This window comes from Zobellia nedashkovskayae (genome assembly GCF_015330125.1).
GTDB lineage: Bacteria > Bacteroidota > Bacteroidia > Flavobacteriales > Flavobacteriaceae > Zobellia > Zobellia nedashkovskayae.
Genome location: NZ_JADDXR010000002.1, coordinates 93,192 through 109,076, shown reverse-complemented (window position 1 = coordinate 109,076; position 15,885 = coordinate 93,192). Strand labels below are relative to the sequence as shown.

The 15,885-nt window shown below is 35.7% G+C and carries 13 protein-coding genes; 1 reads left to right on the top strand and 12 read right to left on the bottom strand.

The window, feature by feature from the left end; genetic code table 11:
- Window positions 1–107: 107 nt before the first annotated feature.
- From IWB64_RS00450 to IWB64_RS00400, 11 genes are all read right to left on the bottom strand, one after another.
- Window positions 108–1,322 carry a sensor histidine kinase gene (locus tag IWB64_RS00450; protein WP_194532160.1) on the bottom strand — a complete coding sequence of 405 codons (1,215 nt, stop codon included), beginning with the start codon at window positions 1,320–1,322 and terminating at the stop codon, window positions 108–110.
- Window positions 1,323–1,453: 131 nt separating this feature from the next.
- On the bottom strand, window positions 1,454–2,845 hold the full coding sequence (locus tag IWB64_RS00445; protein ID WP_194532159.1) for a Gfo/Idh/MocA family oxidoreductase: 1,392 nt from the start codon (window positions 2,843–2,845) through the stop codon (window positions 1,454–1,456).
- A 71-nt stretch (window positions 2,846–2,916) separates the two neighbouring features.
- Entirely contained in the window at window positions 2,917–4,122 is a 1,206-nt protein-coding gene (locus IWB64_RS00440; RefSeq protein WP_194532158.1) for a sensor histidine kinase, read from the bottom strand.
- A gap of 250 nt (window positions 4,123–4,372) precedes the next feature.
- Window positions 4,373–5,581 (bottom strand): sensor histidine kinase, encoded by a 1,209-nt coding sequence (locus tag IWB64_RS00435; protein ID WP_194532157.1) that lies wholly within the window; start codon window positions 5,579–5,581, stop codon window positions 4,373–4,375.
- Between the two features lie 300 nt (window positions 5,582–5,881).
- Window positions 5,882–9,244, bottom strand: coding sequence for a preprotein translocase subunit SecA (secA, locus tag IWB64_RS00430; RefSeq protein ID WP_194532156.1), 3,363 nt, complete (start codon window positions 9,242–9,244; stop codon window positions 5,882–5,884).
- Between the two features lie 199 nt (window positions 9,245–9,443).
- Window positions 9,444–9,668, bottom strand: a complete 225-nt coding sequence (locus IWB64_RS00425; RefSeq protein WP_013994285.1) for a DUF2795 domain-containing protein — start codon at window positions 9,666–9,668, stop codon at window positions 9,444–9,446.
- A 171-nt stretch (window positions 9,669–9,839) separates the two neighbouring features.
- A complete protein-coding gene (locus IWB64_RS00420; protein ID WP_194532155.1) occupies window positions 9,840–10,424 on the bottom strand; it encodes a cob(I)yrinic acid a,c-diamide adenosyltransferase in 585 nt (194 codons plus the stop codon).
- A gap of 43 nt (window positions 10,425–10,467) precedes the next feature.
- Window positions 10,468–10,626 (bottom strand): hypothetical protein, encoded by a 159-nt coding sequence (locus IWB64_RS00415; protein ID WP_194532154.1) that lies wholly within the window; start codon window positions 10,624–10,626, stop codon window positions 10,468–10,470.
- Window positions 10,627–10,653: 27 nt separating this feature from the next.
- The gene (locus IWB64_RS00410) at window positions 10,654–11,157 is read right to left on the bottom strand and encodes a hypothetical protein (RefSeq protein ID WP_226975770.1); all 504 of its coding nucleotides are present in this window, start codon (window positions 11,155–11,157) and stop codon (window positions 10,654–10,656) included.
- Between the two features lie 68 nt (window positions 11,158–11,225).
- A complete protein-coding gene (locus IWB64_RS00405) occupies window positions 11,226–13,106 on the bottom strand; it encodes an ABC-F family ATP-binding cassette domain-containing protein (protein ID WP_194532152.1) in 1,881 nt (626 codons plus the stop codon).
- 4 nt (window positions 13,107–13,110) lie between these two features.
- Window positions 13,111–14,289 (bottom strand): Lnb N-terminal periplasmic domain-containing protein, encoded by a 1,179-nt coding sequence (locus IWB64_RS00400; RefSeq protein ID WP_194532151.1) that lies wholly within the window; start codon window positions 14,287–14,289, stop codon window positions 13,111–13,113.
- A 102-nt stretch (window positions 14,290–14,391) separates the two neighbouring features.
- On the opposite strand from IWB64_RS00400, the gene IWB64_RS00395 reads away from it, so the two are divergent.
- The gene (locus IWB64_RS00395) at window positions 14,392–15,135 is read left to right on the top strand and encodes a CDP-alcohol phosphatidyltransferase family protein (protein WP_194532150.1); all 744 of its coding nucleotides are present in this window, start codon (window positions 14,392–14,394) and stop codon (window positions 15,133–15,135) included.
- Between the two features lie 2 nt (window positions 15,136–15,137).
- On the opposite strand, the gene lptB is transcribed toward IWB64_RS00395, so the two are convergent.
- A complete protein-coding gene (gene lptB, locus IWB64_RS00390; protein WP_155594326.1) occupies window positions 15,138–15,878 on the bottom strand; it encodes an LPS export ABC transporter ATP-binding protein in 741 nt (246 codons plus the stop codon).
- Window positions 15,879–15,885 lie beyond the last annotated feature (7 nt).

Below are 15,885 nucleotides of genomic sequence, written 5' to 3'. Positions count from 1 at the left end.
GCTCTAGCTTTAATTTTGAGTCATATTCTATTATTTCCCAAGACAAAAGGAGTATTACGTTCTTTGAAGCTGCCTTTAAAAAAATAATTTCATGATCCGGATGAAATTTATGCCACACTAGTTATTTGATCTCTTATTTCCTTAAACTTTATGGTATAATGGGTTCCTTTTTGAGTAAGGTCCCGTATAATGGAACCTTGTAACTGTCTTGACAGGTTATGTATCAATTTCAGGCCTAGTGATTTTGAATTTTTATGAGTTACATCTTTGGGAAATCCTTGACCGTTATCACCCATATTAAGAACAAACTCATTATCGTCGGTTTTTCGAAGCTTAATATGTATCTCTCCTTTATTTTCATCTACAATGCCATATTTTAGAGCATTGGTGACGGTTTCGTTTATTAATAGGCCAAGAGGTATAGCGGTGTCAATATTCAATTTAACATTAGGAATATCTATATTCAATGTAATATTACTACTTGTTCCTTTTATAGATCGCACTAAATATTCTGCAAGCTCTTGTACGTAAGATTTATATTCAATTTTAGAAAGGTCTTCACGCATATAGAGCATTTCATGTACTATAGCCATTGTAATTACTCGGTTTTGACTACTTTTCAATAGACTTTTGACGTCCTTGTCCACAATACTTCTTGATTGCAGACTTAACAAACTAGAAACGGTTTGTAAATTGTTTTTTACTCTGTGGTGTACTTCTTTAATTAAGGTTTCTTTTTCTCGTATTTTTTCTTCAAGTTCGTTTTTGGTTTTGTATAAGTTGTGATGTGCGTGAAGTAAGTTTTTACCAAAAACACCTCCTAGCAGGTAAACAGAAAATAAGACGCTTAGAAGAGCGAATAGATTTTTTGAAGATTCTGGAACAACATCATCAACAAAACTAAAATCTGCCACACTCTGTGAATATATCAGTACTATAATCAACAGATTTAGATATAAATAAAGTGCGCCATAGGCTCTTGTAGTAACATACCCGGCAACTACAATAAGAGCAAGCACAAAAATAAACGGGCTATTGATGCCGCCACTATATAAGGTTACAACACTGGCTCCGGCCAACGTCATCATGGAAACAATGTTGTAGGTCAGCGTGAGACTTTTGTGGTATTTATAAAATAAAACGTTTATAATATTTAGGATACCAAAAGAGAGGAAGACATAGGGGATAACTTCAACAATGTCTAAAAGAAAAAAACATAGTCCGCCAAAAATAAGAGAAAGAATAGATGAGTAGTAGTTAACTTTTAAAACCAGTCTAACCTTGCTCTTCAGTTTTTTTTCTAAATCGGTACTCTGCTGCATTAAGGGGTTATTTTTTTTTCTCTTTTATATTTAGGTCGGACTTCTCTAAAATGGGAAATCTAAATATGTTTTATCGCACAATCAAAAAAGTAAGCAAAATACTACTTTTAAAACTAAGTATTTAAATTTCACTATCGTTTTTTTTGAGGTTTTAAATCGGTCAGCTCTGAAATCTGTACGGGCTTTTTCTGTTCAATACTTCGTCTTGCACCAATACCAATGAGAATTGACATGGCACCATCCCGTATACCCGCGGTTCTGCCGTAAGGGTCTTCTATGTCTGAGGTCTTGAATATTTTGTCTTGCAAACGTTTATCGCCACCACCATGGCCCTTTTTCTCCATAGGTACTTGTATGGTTTCATGTTGCTTCCAGAGTTTATGCACAATGATGGGCTCATAGGATAGTTCTTCCTTGTTGGTCTGATCCATTTCATTGGTATGCTTTTCGGCTTCAGATACAGTAATGTCATTATGGTAAGGAATGTCTTGAGAAGCTTCAATACGCCCTTTTGTACCATTAAGAGCTACTCTCCAGCCCTCAAAAGGGGAGTAGGTGGTAAGGGAGTAATTGAGAGTGGTGTTATCGGCATATTTTACCTGTGCAGACATTTTATCATATATATCTATGTCTTTTCGGAACAGGCAGTTGTCTCTTATGTAACCGTCTTCTTGTTCATGGTCTACATAAAGTTCTTTCATAAATTCATTTTGGGTTATATCCCAATAAAAATCACATTCTTTACTATGCTTACAAGTACGGCAATTATCTCCTCTGAAAGGACCATTTTTTCCGTAGAACTCCAAATCTCCATAAGCGAATACTTCACTTGGTTCAGAATCTATCCACCAATTAAGTAAATCAAAATGATGTGTAGATTTGTGTACCCAAAGAGACCCACTACTTTCCATTTCGCCATGCCATCTTCTAAAATATGAAGCGCCGTGGTAAGTGTTAAGGTACCAGCTGAAATCTACCGATATCAAATCACCAATAGTTTTGTCCATCAAGAGTTCTTTAATCTTAGTGGCGTAAGGGCTCCACCTATAATTGAAACCTACAATTAAGTTTTTCTCGGATTTTTTCTCAGCATCCAAAATTGCCTGGCATTTTATTTCATCTACGGTAAGGGGCTTCTCCGTTAGTACATCGCAACCCATGTTTAAACCTTTTATTATAAATTCATGATGGGTTGAATCCTTAGTAGTAACAATAATAAGGTTTGGGCCAGTATCCTTCACCATTTTCTCAAAGTCAAGAAAAACAGGACAGGCGGCACCAATGTACTTTTTGCCATAAGCTAATCTACTGGCATTTATATCGGAAAGTCCCACAAATTCAATAATATCTGAGTACTCGTCAACTAATCTTTTACCCCAAAATGTGATCCCTCGTATTCCCGTTCCAACAAGGGCTACTTTCAGTTTTTTTGATGAGCCAAAATCAAAAGCATGTAATGGCATAGCAGAACTGGCGGCAAGCATACTTATGGAAGACAAGAACTTTCGTCGAGAATTTTTCATATTATATTTTTGGTGTTCTCTAAAGATATTGTTTTTTAAGCAATAAAAGAGGCCTGTATTTTTATCATGAATTACCCATTAATTCCTGGTAGATGTCGCTCTTTATCTTTGAAAATAATATGATAACCCGTTCCTTTTTCTGTTTTAATCCGTGATACAGAACCTCTTAATTGGCGCCCTAGATTATGCATGAGTTTAAGTCCTAGAGATTTAGTGGTTTTATGGTTTATCTCCTCAGAAAAACCTACTCCATCATCAGTAATATCAAGAAAATAACTTTGAGATTCTTCTGTATTTTCTTTTAGAAGTATGTCTATTCTACCAGTAGTATTTTCTGGAAACCCATATTTTAAAGAATTTGTAACGGCTTCATTAATTAACAATCCCAAAGGAATTGTTGTGTCCAAACCTAGGTTAACATCTGGCATATCTATGTTTACGGTAACATCTAGGTTTTTGCTATTGGCAGATTTCACCAAGAAATCAGTAAGTTCTTTTAGGTAGGGTTTAAAAGCTATCTGCGAGATATTATCCTGCATGTAAAGCATTTCATGAATCATGGCCATAGAATTTATTCTATGTTGACTACTGATAGCCAGTTCTTTTATTTTAACATTAGTAGTGTTTTTGGATTGTAAGCTTAATAGGCTGGACACGGTCTGTAGGTTGTTCTTTACCCTATGATGAACTGTTCTAAGAAGTAATTCTTTCTCAGCAATGCCTTCTTCTATTTCTGATTTTGATGTTTGTAGTCTTTCATGGGTAAGTAAAAGATGTTTACCAAAAACAATGAACAATAAATACGAGCAAAAAATAATACTTATAAAACTGAAAAGATCTCTTGAGTTTTCCGGTATTTCATTAGGAATGGAGCCATACTCACTTGCGGCATATATACCAACGGTAACAAGTAAGATTATCGTTAGGTAGATTTTTCCAAAAAAGTGGCCTGTCATATATCCGCCTAAAATAATAATACTAAAGACAAAAATAAACGAACTGTTTATACCTCCGCTCAAGAGGGTTACTACAACTGTTCCAATTAGTGATAGAGCAGAGCCTATAAGAGATGTAATCAGTAATTTATCATATTTCTTATACAGAAACATGTTGGTGAGATTCAAAATAGCGTATAAGAGAAACGTAGCAGGCAGATAACCCACAATTCCCAACATATAAAGAACTATACCTACTAAAAAGGAGAGAGCAGAAGATGAGTATGCAAAGTTAATTAACAGCTTGCTTTGGCTGTCTAATCTGCTTTGAAAGGTATTCATATTAGGCATTACTAATTATATTGAAGCCGAAGTTGAAAAGTTATGCCCCAAATAACAAAGTAGTACAACTCTGGCAACTTTAGCCATGAAATTATACTAAGATGGGGATAGTTTAAAAAATGATAAGCTGGGGCTTCTGCCAGAAATCTACAATTTTATTCCGAATTGTCTGTCATTTTTTGACAGAAAAATCTAATTTTTAATTAGGAAAAATAATTCTAGATAAGAACAGTGTTAGCTAATATAATACTTACGTATTAAATTGGCTTGCAATATCTTGAAATACTAGTTTATAGGTTGTGCCTTCAGTAGTAGGGAGGCGTTCTATTGTACCTTGTAGTTGTCTTGCAAGATTATGAATTAGTCTTAACCCCAGTGTGTTAGAGTTTTTAAAGTCAAAATCTAAAGGGAAACTGGTTCCGTTATCACTAATTTTAAGAATAAATTTGTTTTGATATCTTTTTTCAAGCTCAATCGTAATTTTACCAACTTCCATATCTTTAAAGCCATACTTTATAGAATTGGTTACTGTTTCATTGATTAATAAACCCAGAGGGATGGCAGTATCTATGCCCAACCAAGTATCAGGAATATCTATAGTAACATCTATCTTCCTGTCTTTACGTTCTACCGTTCTTAGAAGAAATTGTGTAAGTTCTTGGACGTAAGACCCAAATTCAATTTTAGAGAGGTTATCACGAACATAGAGCATCTCGTGAATCATAGCCATTGCTGTTACCCTATTTTGACTACTTTTTACTAATTCTTTAATTTGTTCGTTAGGTGTATTTCTAGCCTGCAAGTTTAAAAGACTGGAGACGGTCTGTAGATTGTTTTTAACCCTATGATGTACTTCTCGCAAAAGGTTTTCTTTTTCGTCTACACTTTTTTCAATCTTAGCTTTTGACTTATATAGATTGTGGTGGGTGTTCAATAGGTTTTTTCCTAATACACCGCCTAATAAATATACTGAAAACAATATACTAATTAGGCTAAATAAATCTCTTGAACTATCTGGAACTTCATTTACTATAAAGTCAAAATTAGCATAATCAATAAGATATATTAAGATTATAGTACCAATGATAAGATAAAGGTAAACCTTACCAAAAACCCTGGTAGATATGTAACCAGCTAGTACGATTAGGCCGAGAATAAAAATAAACGGACTGTTTATACCTCCGCTAAAAAGGGTAATTACAATGGTGCTTAAGAACGAAAGTGTAGAAGTGCAAATTGCCATTGCTAAAAGGTTCTTATGCTTATTAAAGGCAGCTACGTTCAATAGATTTAGAACAAAGTAGAAGTAGAAAACATAAGGTATGGTGCCGTCCATATGAATGACATATGAGCATATTAGACCTATGATTAGACTAAGAACAGAAGATATATAGTTGAACTTAAGTAATAACTTTGTCTTATCGCTAACCCTGTTCAGCTGTATTTTTGGCTTTCGCATGTAAACGTTTTCGGTATTCAATTAAAAAAAAAGAAGTGAATCCGCGTGTTAAATGCGACACTTCCACAAAAATACAACACACCTTATTTTTAAAGCGGAAGCGTTTCTGGAAGTTAAATTCTGAACAAACTAGGTGTATAACTGCTTAACTAGCAGCAATTTTACCTTGGGGGTAATTTATTCATAGCCCTGCAATAGTAGATACAATTGTATTTAAGTAGCGTTTTACTCGTCAATCGGGCAAAAAAAACGGCAACTTAGAGATAAGTTGCCGTTGAATATTATGATAAATGCCGGTTTTTAACCTTCAGTAAGCACCCAATCTCCGTTTTCTATAAGCGGTTCTGCTTGTTTATATTTAACAGTTTTACTTTCACCAGAGATTACATTCTTAATAGTAACTCTGTCATTACGGCCAATCTTTGGTCGCTCACGAACGATAGTTTCAGTAACCTGAGGGCGTTGGCCCTGTGTTTGACCTGCAGCTCTGTTCTGAGCTGCTAATTCGTCGCTATTTGGGATTTCTTCTTTACTGGTCTGAAGATTTTCTTTAGGTCTGCTAACACTTTTGGCTTCCTGAATCTCGTTTGGATTCTCACTTGGTAGCTCGCCTTTAAACAAGAAAGAAACAACTTCTTTATTCACCTTGTCTATCATCCCTTTAAAAAGTTCAAAAGCTTCGAACTTATAAATCAATAAGGGGTCTTTCTGCTCATGAACAGCTAGCTGTACAGACTGCTTAAGCTCATCCATCTTACGTAAATGCGTTTTCCATGAGTCATCAATGATGGCCAAGGTAATGTTCTTTTCAAAATCGGTAACCAATTCTTTTCCGTTGCTTTCATAAGCACGTTCTAAATTGGTAACCACATTAAGTGTTTTAATACCATCTGTGAAAGGCACTACAATACGCTCAAACTTGTTGGCATTATCTTCGTAAACCTTTTTTATGACAGGAAATGCAGTTGCTGCATTACGCTCCATTTTACCTTGATAGTATTTGTAAGCTTCTGAATATACCTTATTGGCAATATCCTGCACGCTCATTTTACTAAATTCATCTTCTGAAATAGGAGATGTTATGGAGAAATATTTTATAAGTTCAAATTCAAAATTCTTGTAGTCGCTTGCCGCTTTATTGGTATCTGCAATAACTTCGCAAGTGTCATACACCATATTGGCAATATCCACTTTTAGGCGCTCACCCTGTATAGCATGACGTCTTCTTTTGTAGACCACTTCACGCTGGGCGTTCATAACATCATCATATTCCAAAAGACGTTTACGAACTCCAAAGTTGTTTTCTTCTACTTTTTTCTGCGCACGCTCAATAGATTTGGTCATCATGGAGTGTTGAATTACTTCACCATCTTCTAAGCCCATCTTATCCATCATTTTGGCCACACGGTCAGAACCAAATAAACGCATTAGATTATCTTCTAAAGAAACATAGAACTGCGAGCTTCCCGGATCACCTTGACGACCAGACCGACCTCTTAACTGTCTATCTACACGTCTTGAATCATGTCTTTCTGTACCTACAATTGCTAGACCGCCTGCTTTTTTGACTTCGGCGGTAAGTTTAATATCCGTACCACGACCAGCCATGTTGGTAGCTATAGTTACAACGCCAGGGTTACCAGCTTCGGCAACTACATCTGCTTCTTTTTTATGAAGTTTCGCATTCAGTACGTTGTGATTTACTTTTCTGATGGCCAACATTCGTGATAACAATTCCGATATTTCAACAGATGTTGTACCGATCAATACCGGTCTGCCTGCTTGAGAGAGTTTGGTAACTTCATCAATTATAGCATTATATTTTTCACGCTTGGTCTTGTAGATCAAATCGTGTCTATCATCACGGGCAATAGGTCTGTTGGTTGGAATTTCCATAACATCCAACTCATATATTTCCCAGAATTCACCTGCTTCGGTAACGGCCGTACCGGTCATACCAGAAAGCTTATTGTACATTCTAAAGTAGTTCTGCAATGTAACCGTGGCGAATGTTTGAGTAAGCGCTTCAATCTTTACATTTTCTTTAGCTTCAATAGCTTGGTGAAGTCCGTCTGAGTAACGACGACCATCCATAATACGGCCGGTTTGCTCATCAACTATCATCACCTTGTTTTCCATTACCACATATTCCACATCTTTTTCAAAAAGCGTATATGCTTTTAAAAGTTGGCTCATGGTATGGATGCGTTCACTCTTAATACCAAATTCTTTAAAAAGCTCTTCTTTGAGTTCAGCTTCTTTTTCAATATCTAAGTTCTGGTTTTCAATCTTGGCAATTTCTCCGCCAATATCTGGCATTACAAAGAAATCTCTGTTTTGCTCACCTGAAATGTAATCTACACCTTTCTCGGTTAGCTCAATTTGATTGTTTTTTTCATCAATAACGAATAACAGGTCTTCGTCTACTTTAGGCATTTCCCTGTTGTTATCTTGCATGTAGTAGTTCTCTGTTTTTTGAAGTAACTGCTTAACACCTTCTTCACTTAAAAACTTAATAAGTGCTTTGTTCTTTGGTAGACCTCTGTGCACACGTAGCAATAAGAAACCACCTTCTTTTGTGTTTCCTTCTTGAATTAGTTTTTTTGCCTCGGCTAAAACCCCTGTTAAGTGGTGTCTTTGTTGATTTACAATATCACCAACTTTTGGCTTAAGCTCATTAAATTCATGACGATCTCCTTCAGGTACGGGACCTGAAATAATTAATGGAGTACGAGCATCATCAACTAAAACTGAATCTACCTCATCTACGATTGCGTAATGTTGTGGACGTTGTACTAGATCTTTTGGCGTGTGTGCCATATTATCTCTTAGGTAGTCAAAACCAAATTCGTTATTGGTACCATACGTAATATCTGCATTATAAGCGGCTCTTCTTCCTTCTGAGTTAGGGCGGTGATGATCAATACAATCTACTGAAAGACCATGAAATTCAAAAATAGGAGCCATCCAAGCGCTATCCCTTTTTGCTAAATAGTCATTTACGGTTACTAAGTGTGTACCGTGTCCTGATAAAGCATTAAGGTATAAAGGCAATGTTGCTACAAGGGTTTTACCTTCACCAGTATGCATTTCTGCAATTTTACCTTGGTGTAGTGCAATACCGCCTATTAGCTGTACGTCATAATGAATCATATCCCAAGTGACCTCTTTTCCAGCGGCGTTCCATGAGTTTTTCCAAATGGCACTGTCTCCATCTAAAGTAACATAGTCTTTTGAGCCGGATAATTCACGATCGTATTCTGAGGCGGTAACTTGTATGGTTTTATTTTGAGCAAAACGCTTAGCCGTTTCTTTAACTACGGCAAAAGCTACGGGTAGAAGCTCGCTAAGAGTTGCTTCACTTACTTTATATGATTCTTCTTTGAGCTTATCTATTTCAGCATAAATATCTTCGTTCTTGTCAATATCCGTAGACGCTTTTACTTCTTCTTCTAATTCACTTATCTTTTTGGTGAATTCACTGATGTCTTCGGCTATTTTAAGTTTAAAAGTATTAGTCTTCTCACGGAGTTCGTCATGACTAATTCCTTCTAACTGCTTTTCAAAAGACCTTATTTGTGCTACAAGAGGCTGTAGTTCTTTAACGTCTTTTTCAGATTTATCACCTACGAATACTTTTAATATCGAATTTAAAAAACTCATTTCTAGCTATTTAGTATTAGACCGCCTTTAAGATATTGTAAGCGGAAGGGCACTATAATTACAATTGTGCATATGGCGTAGTTCTTTGCAAAAGGTATTCCAGTTTGAAGTCTATGTACATTTCGCCTAAATGCCTGCCAAAATTACATAAAAAAAAAGCCTCGATAGAGACTTTTTTGTTTCAATTAACGTAATATATTTAATATTCGTCCTCGTTCCAGAGATAATCTTCTTCTGTTGGGTAGTCTGGCCAGATTTCTTCGATGGATTCGTAAATCTCACCACCTTCTTCTTCCATAGACTGAAGGTTTTCGACGACCTCTAGAGGCGCGCCTGTACGGATTGAGTAATCTATCAATTCGTCTTTTGTTGCCGGCCAGGGTGCATCACTTAAATATGATGCTAGTTCTAATGTCCAATACATTTCAGTTGTTCAATTTAAATTTTTGCAAAAATAATTTTTATAACGATATAGCCAAGGAAATCAGGCTATTTTATTACTATTATTTTTGTATTAATAGTTTGATAACGATGAATTAAACAAATTATTAGAGAAAAACAAATTAAAAAGGAGCAAATATTATTTAATTGGCCGCTAGTTGTCTTTTTCTGTATTCTCTGGAATCCATTTTATTTCTTCCGCTTGTAAGTTTTCTGACAATTTTCGTGCCAGTACAAACAAATAGTCGGAGAGTCTGTTCAAAAATAACAGTACGTTCTCGTTAAAGGGTTCATTTTCGTACAGAAGTGTGCTCATACGCTCCGCTCTACGACAAACAGTTCTGGAAATGTGACAATATGACACTGTTGTGTGTCCGCCAGGAAGAATAAAGTGAGTCATTTGGGGCAAAGCTTCATCCATTATATCAATTTCTTTTTCAAGCAATTCAATATCCTTTGCCTTAATTTCAGGAATATTCAGACGTTTCTTTCCATTTTTAAGGATAGCTTTCTCTGGGTCAGTCGCCAAGATTGCACCTACAACAAATAATTTCTCTTGTATTTTGGTCAAAACCTCCTTAGACCTACTATCTATCTTTTGATCTCTAACTAGGCCTAACCAAGAGTTTAGTTCGTCTACCGTACCATAACTTTCTATTCTTACATGGTGTTTTTTTACCCGAGTACCCCCAATTAGAGCGGTAGTACCTTTATCACCTGTTTTGGTGTATATTTTCATTTTAAGAAATTTACGGTGGTTTACAGTGTCTTAGTAGATGAAATTAACGGTCTCGTTCTTTTTCTTCTTTTTTGGGACTTTCGTAGTTGTCCATAAACTTTCGGCTTTTACGGTCTTTTGACTGCCGGCGACTGATCATTGATGATAAGACATATATGACGGCCACAACTCCCAGAATAATATAAATAGTATAGTTGCCCATAATTGCAATTTAATCTAAAATAAGCGTTTAAATCCGAATTTTAAAATGCTCCTTAGCCTGTTCTTCTCTAAAGAAAACAGCTCCGCAATAGAACATATCTACTGTTACCGTTACTTTGGGGTGCTTTTTTAAGGCATCCCAAATGATTTCGTTTTTTTTTGATTCATAAATACCATTCAATAAAAGCATGGTATTGTTGTGAATGTTCGTTTCATTGGATAAAAGAGTTTCTGCTTTGGAAATATTTTGTTTTGAAAGGTAAATTATATCTGCATCTGTTAATACAAATTTGACCTTAGGGATGATTTTATTAATCAATCTTTTAGGTTCTTCTTCATTTTCCCGAAGCATAACTCGCTCTGATCCAAAATAAACAATACTTTTTAAAAGTACATTTAAGCTTTTAGAACGGCTGTATTTCTTTTTGCTGTATAGACATTTGGTAACGTAGCCATAGATAAAAGGGGAGTGTACCCCATGTTGATTGGTTGCCGATAGCAAGAATTTCAAGAATTTCAACAACTGTTGCACGAGTAACTATTTGTTATTTTTATAAGACAAAAAAGACCATGAGAACCTGTCTTTGCTTTTGAACAGGTCTATTCCTCCATTAATGCAGAAAGTTCAAACCAACGCTCTGTTTTAGCTTCAATGGCTTCGTTCACTTCCTTTAACTCTATAGAAAGTTTATCTATGTCTTCACCGCTTAGAGAGCTATCTGCAAATTGATTCTGTACTTTAACTTTCTTTGTCTCTAATTTCTTAATATCCTTTTCTAAATTGTTATACTCTTTCTGCTCTAAATAGGGCAGTTTATTCTTAGGGCTACTCTTCTTTGTTTCGGTTTTATTTGCCGTTACTTCTTTTACATTGGCTTTCTCTTCGCGACTTTCCAACACTTTACTATCCTCGTAAGTACGAAAATCTGAATAATTCCCTGGGAAATCTTCAATAACTGCATTTCCTCTAAAAATAAAAAGGTGGTCTACAATTTTATCCATGAAATACCGGTCGTGAGATACCACTATTAAACATCCTGGAAAATCTAAAAGAAAACTTTCAAGAACATTTAGGGTAACAATATCTAAATCGTTGGTAGGTTCATCTAAAATTAAAAAGTTTGGATTTTGAATAAGAATGGTGCACAAGTAAAGTCGCTTCCTTTCACCACCACTTAATTTATCTACAAAATCATATTGTTTTTTTCTATCAAAAAGAAAGCGTTCCAACAGCTGTTGTGCAGAAATTTGTCTTCCCTTCATTAACGGAATGAAATCGCCAAATTCGCGAATAACATCAATTACCTTTTGACCCTCTTTGATATTTATTCCCTTTTGGGTGTAATAACCAAACTTAATAGTGTCGCCAACTATAACTTTGCCTGAGTCTGGTTGGTCTGACCCGGTTACAATATTTAAAAACGTAGATTTTCCGGTACCGTTCTTGCCTATAATTCCTATACGTTCTCCTTTTGTAAAAGTATAATCAAATTTCTCTAAAATAGGTTTGTTAGGGTATGATTTTGTAAGCTTGTGGAGTTCTAGAATTTTACTGCCCACACGCTCCATGTTTATTTCTAGCTGGATCTCATGCTCATTTCTCCTTTGGCTAGCTTTGTCTTTTATGGCGCTAAAATCGTCTATTCGAGATTTTGATTTAGTGGTACGTGCCTTAGGCTGCTTTCGCATCCATTCCAGTTCTTTCTTGAAAAGGCGTTCAGATTTATGTTGTTCTACCGATTCTTGCTCAATACGTGCCTCTCTTTTTTCTAAGTAGTAAGAGTAATTGCCTTTATATGGATAAAGCTGACCATTTTCTAGCTCTATAATTTCATTACATACCCTTTCCAAAAAGTAACGATCGTGAGTTACCATAAAAAGACTCATGTTCTCTTTGGCAAAGTATTCCTCCAACCATTCGATCATTTCAAGATCCAAGTGGTTGGTTGGTTCATCAAGAACTAATAAGTCTGGTTTGTTAATTATAGCATCTGCGAGTGCCAAACGTTTTTTCTGTCCACCAGATAGTAGACCTACGTTCGCATCTAAATTGTCTAATTTTAATTTAGATAAAATTTGCTTGTAGAGGGTTTCAAAATCCCAAGCATCAAAACGCTCCATAGCTTCAAAAGCTATTTGGTATGCATCTGCATCCTCAGTATTATGCAACGCTTTTTCGTAAGCATTTATAACTTGCAGTATTTCATTGTCTGATGCAAAAATAGTCTCCTCAACCGTTAAGTTAGGGTCAAGATCAGGTTCTTGATCAAGAAATGAGACACGAATTCCCTTTCGGTAATTCACTTGCCCTGAATCTGGACTGTCCAGTCCAGACATTATATTTAGAATAGATGTTTTTCCGGTTCCGTTTTTGGCAATCAAAGCAATTTTCTGGCCTTTATTGATGCCAAAGGAAAGGTCCTTGAAAAGGACGCGCTCGCCATATGACTTGGAAATATTTTCAACAGTAAGTAAATTCATGCAATTATGCGATTTTTGGCTTGTGATATGACCAGAATAAAAATAAATATCGTGCAATAAGGGCGGCCCAAATGGCCAATATCAAAGGAGAAAAAAGTTGTAATCCAAACATCCATAGAATACCGGAAACAACAACTAAAATAGCTAGAAAAATAGCATACTTCGCAATCCAATTAGGACCTCTCTTTTGAGCAACAATAAAAGCAATGATCAAGTTTGGCGGAAACGCCCATAGTAAATTAAAATTACCTGCTGTTGTACTATGATCCGTAAAGAACCATAGAAAAATAATAAGTAAACCTATTAGGCCTGTACTAAAGAAAAGTATAAAGTCTAACCAATTTCTGCGGGTATTATTCTTAAAGTCGAAATAAGTTAGTACCAATATAATAATTAGAAGTATTATTAACCAAAATTCTGGTGAAGCAAAGAAGCTAGAAGAGTTGTCTTCTGAATTTGCTTCAAGTAAAATTTTGGATTCAGCTACTAAAGGCTGCCCGTTTATCTGAGCAACATCTAATTGTTCCATAATATAATCCGGTAAAAACATATGCTCTTTAGGAGTAGCAACGTCATCTATTACGGAGCCCAAAGCTAAATCAATACCAAAACCAGACCATGAATTTATTTTAACCTTTTGCCTTATTAACTGGCGATGGGTATGTAACTCTTTTAGGTAATTTTCATTAAAAACAAGTTTATTACCGTATACTTCTTTTAAGATATCCCAAATTTTGGTCGCGCAATTGTTGTAGAAGAAATCGTATTTATAATCTCTGTTTTCCGGAAGGTAATTGGTTTCCAGAAAATTGAAAAGTTCTTGGCGTTCGGCCAATGATAATTGTAATTCTTGACTTTTTACCCATCGGTTTTCGTACTCATATTCCTTTAGGAAATAAGGAAAACTTTGTCTGGCAAGTGTATAATCTAGCTTTCCGCGAACAAATTTCATGTAGAAATTTGGCGTGGTAAAGTCAAAAGTGCCATAATTATATATTGCATTTATACCTAAACTAGTATCTTCAATACGAATGGCACTATGCCCAAAGGTAGAATATAGTTCACTTCCAGGGCCGCAGGTAATGACACTTATCTTAGACAGGGGTGTCAATTCAGGAGCTTGGGCAGAACCTAAAACTGAAAAGCTGAAAAGTAATATGAATAGGATTTTTTTCAATTGCATTTCTGATTTTACTGAATTTCGTTCGGCAAATATCCGAATAAATAATGGTCTGACCTGATTGATGTTAAATTGTATTATTTTTACGCAAAAGCAAATCATTTCATGAAAAAGTATATTCCCAATTTAATCACTTTATTGAATGTTCTATGTGGATGTGTCGCTACGGTTTTTGCGGTCTCTAACCAGCTAGAAATGGCCGCATTGTTCGTGTTTTTAGGAATTTTCTTTGATTTCTTTGATGGATTGGCAGCAAGGGTGCTGAATGTCCAAAGTGAACTTGGCGTACAGTTAGACTCTCTTGCGGATATGATTACCAGTGGCCTTGTACCTGGAATTGTAATGTTTCAATTATTAGGAATGTCTACAAGTGGTGGTTGGAATGCTAGCGATGGTGCTATTTTTTCTTTTGAGGGTATATCTGGTTTACTTCCTTTTCTTGGTTTTCTAATTACCCTTGGTTCGGCATATAGATTGGCGAAGTTTAATATTGATGAAAATCAGGTTTCTTCTTTTGTAGGTTTACCAACTCCCGCAAATGCACTTTTAATTCTTTCGCTGCCATTAATCTTATTGTATCAGAACAATGATGCTTTAAATGGTATTATTTTAAACGAATGGTTTTTGATTTTTATGACCGTATTAAGTACTTATCTGCTTAATGCAAATATTGAGCTGTTCGCATTAAAATTCAAAACTTGGAATTTTAAGGACAATGCGGTGCGCTATATTTTTCTTATCGTAAGTGCGGTACTTTTATTGACGCTGAAGTTTTTGGCCGTGCCTTTTATCATCGTATTTTATGTGGTAGCCTCTTTATTATCTAATCTAGGCACTTCTAAAAGTTAAACTTAGAAGTCAAGTTTCTTTTTACGAAGCTCAAAGTTTTGTCCTAGATATACTTTACGAACCATTTCATCTGCAGCTAGGTCTTCTGGAACACCTGATTTTAAGATGCCGCCTTCAAACATAAGATATGATCTTTCCGTAATTGCTAAAGTCTCTTGTACGTTGTGATCGGTAATAAGGATACCAATATTCTTGTCTTTTAATTGCGCTACAATACGCTGGATATCTTCAACTGCTACGGGGTCTACACCTGCAAATGGTTCATCCAATAAAATAAATTTTGGATCTGTAGCAAGCGCACGTGCTATTTCCGTACGTCTACGCTCTCCACCTGAAAGCAAGTCGCCACGACTTTTACGAATATGTCCTAAACTGAATTCCTCAATAAGCGACTCCATTTTCATGAGCTGCTCTTTTTTGCTGAGCTTGGTAAGCTGCAATACACTGAGGATATTTTTTTCTATGCTTAATTTTCTAAAAACAGAAGCTTCTTGAGCCAAGTAACCAATTCCGTTCTGAGCTCTTTTGTACATGGGGAAGTTGGTAATATCCGTTCCGTCCAAATAAATCTTTCCTCCGTTTGGTTTTATGAGGCCAACAATCATGTAAAAAGAAGTGGTCTTACCAGCACCGTTAGGTCCTAATAAACCAATGATTTCTCCTTGGTTAACTTCTAAAGAAATACCCTTCACCACTTTTCGACCGCGGTAGGATTTCATTATATTTTCAGCTCTTAACTTCATATTAGAG

Coding starts and splice junctions, on each gene's coding strand:
- IWB64_RS00450 (WP_194532160.1), bottom strand. CDS start 1,322: ATGCAGCAGAGTACCGATTTAGAAAAAAAACTGAAGAGCAAGGTTAGA.
- IWB64_RS00445 (WP_194532159.1), bottom strand. CDS start 2,845: ATGAAAAATTCTCGACGAAAGTTCTTGTCTTCCATAAGTATGCTTGCC.
- IWB64_RS00440 (WP_194532158.1), bottom strand. CDS start 4,122: ATGAATACCTTTCAAAGCAGATTAGACAGCCAAAGCAAGCTGTTAATT.
- IWB64_RS00435 (WP_194532157.1), bottom strand. CDS start 5,581: ATGCGAAAGCCAAAAATACAGCTGAACAGGGTTAGCGATAAGACAAAG.
- secA (WP_194532156.1), bottom strand. CDS start 9,244: ATGAGTTTTTTAAATTCGATATTAAAAGTATTCGTAGGTGATAAATCT.
- IWB64_RS00425 (WP_013994285.1), bottom strand. CDS start 9,668: ATGTATTGGACATTAGAACTAGCATCATATTTAAGTGATGCACCCTGG.
- IWB64_RS00420 (WP_194532155.1), bottom strand. CDS start 10,424: ATGAAAATATACACCAAAACAGGTGATAAAGGTACTACCGCTCTAATT.
- IWB64_RS00415 (WP_194532154.1), bottom strand. CDS start 10,626: ATGGGCAACTATACTATTTATATTATTCTGGGAGTTGTGGCCGTCATA.
- IWB64_RS00405 (WP_194532152.1), bottom strand. CDS start 13,106: ATGAATTTACTTACTGTTGAAAATATTTCCAAGTCATATGGCGAGCGC.
- IWB64_RS00400 (WP_194532151.1), bottom strand. CDS start 14,289: ATGCAATTGAAAAAAATCCTATTCATATTACTTTTCAGCTTTTCAGTT.
- IWB64_RS00395 (WP_194532150.1), top strand. CDS start 14,392: ATGAAAAAGTATATTCCCAATTTAATCACTTTATTGAATGTTCTATGT.
- lptB (WP_155594326.1), bottom strand. CDS start 15,878: ATGAAGTTAAGAGCTGAAAATATAATGAAATCCTACCGCGGTCGAAAA.